The organism is Streptomyces sp. ActVer, from assembly GCF_027270795.1.
In the GTDB taxonomy this organism is placed as follows: domain Bacteria; phylum Actinomycetota; class Actinomycetes; order Streptomycetales; family Streptomycetaceae; genus Streptomyces; species Streptomyces umbrinus_A.
The window spans coordinates 1-1268 of the sequence record NZ_JAPWHT010000905.1; the positions used below are offsets into that span (position 1 = coordinate 1).

Below are 1268 nucleotides of genomic sequence, written 5' to 3' on the forward strand. Positions count from 1 at the left end.
GATCTGTGCGCGACGCGGTGTGGTCGCTCGCCGCCGATCCCGAGCTGCGGGCCGCGTACGGCGCGGAGGCGCGGCGGACCGTCGAGGGCCGCACCTGGGCGGCCGTCGGGGACCAGCTCATCGGGCACTACACCGATGTGCTCGCCGGCCGGGCGGTGGTCGCGGCATGAGCGGGCCCCTGCGGATCGTCCGGCTCGCCAACTTCGTCGCCCCTGCCTCGGGCGGCCTGCGGACCGCGCTGCGCGAACTGGGCGCCGGATACCTGGCGGCCGGGCACGAGCCCGTACTGATCGTGCCGGGCGAGCGCGCCTCGGACCGCGAGACCGAACAGGGAAGGGTGATCACGCTGCCGGGCCCGCTGCTGCCCGGCACCGGCGGCTACCGCGTCCTCACCGACAAGCGGCGTGTCGCCGGCCTCCTGGAGGCGCTCGCGCCCGACCGCCTGGAGGTGTCCGACCGTACGACGCTGCGCTGGACCGGCGTCTGGGCGCGGCGCGCCCGGGTGCCCGCCGTGATGGTCTCCCACGAGACCGCCGACGGCGTACTGCGCACCTGGGGCCTCTCCGAGGGCGTGGCCCGACGGACCTCCGACGCCCTCAACCTCCGTACCGCCCACCACTATTCACGGATCGTGTGCACCACGGAGTTCGCGGAGCGCGAGTTCGTCCGCATCGGCGCCCGCAACGTCGTACGCGCCCCGCTGGGCGTCGACCTGGAGGGCCGGCACCCCGCGCTGCGGGACCCGGGGCTGAGGGCACGGCACGCGCGCGAGGACGAGGTCCTGCTCGTGATGTGCTCCCGGCTGTCCGTCGAGAAGCGGCCCGGTACGGCGCTCGAAGCACTGGAGGCGATGCTGCGCCGCGGGCGGCGGGCGGTGCTCGTGGTGGCCGGTGACGGGCCGCTGCGGGCCCGCCTTGAACAGCGGGCGCGCGAACGGCGGCTGCCGGTCACCTTCCTCGGACACGTCGGCGAACGCTCGCTCCTGAGCGCTCTCCAGGCCTCCGCGGACGTGTGCCTCGCCCCCGGGCCCGCCGAGACCTTCGGACTCGCCGCCCTGGAGGCGATGGCCTGCGGCACGCCCGTCGTCGCCAGCGCCTCCTCCGCGCTCTCGGAGGTCGTCGGCTCCGCCGGAGCCACCGCCGCGGACAACGGAGAAGCCTTCGCGGACGGGATACGGATGCTCCTGGACCGTCCCGAGAGCGAGCGGCGGGAGGCCGCACGCGCGCGTGCGGCCTGTTTCGGATGGCCGGCCGCCGTCGAGGCGTTAG

The 1268-nt window shown here is 75.6% G+C and carries 1 protein-coding gene and 1 pseudogene; both read left to right on the top strand.

Annotation, left to right across the window (positions count from 1 at the left end; genetic code table 11):
- A pseudogene (locus O3Q52_RS53220) lies at positions 1–170 on the top strand (glycosyltransferase family 1 protein); the annotation flags it as partial.
- Positions 167–1268, top strand: a 1102-nt coding sequence (locus tag O3Q52_RS53225) for a glycosyltransferase (RefSeq protein ID WP_269655564.1), incomplete at its 3' end; no start/stop codon positions are given. The pseudogene O3Q52_RS53220 and the gene O3Q52_RS53225, both read left to right, overlap by 4 nt.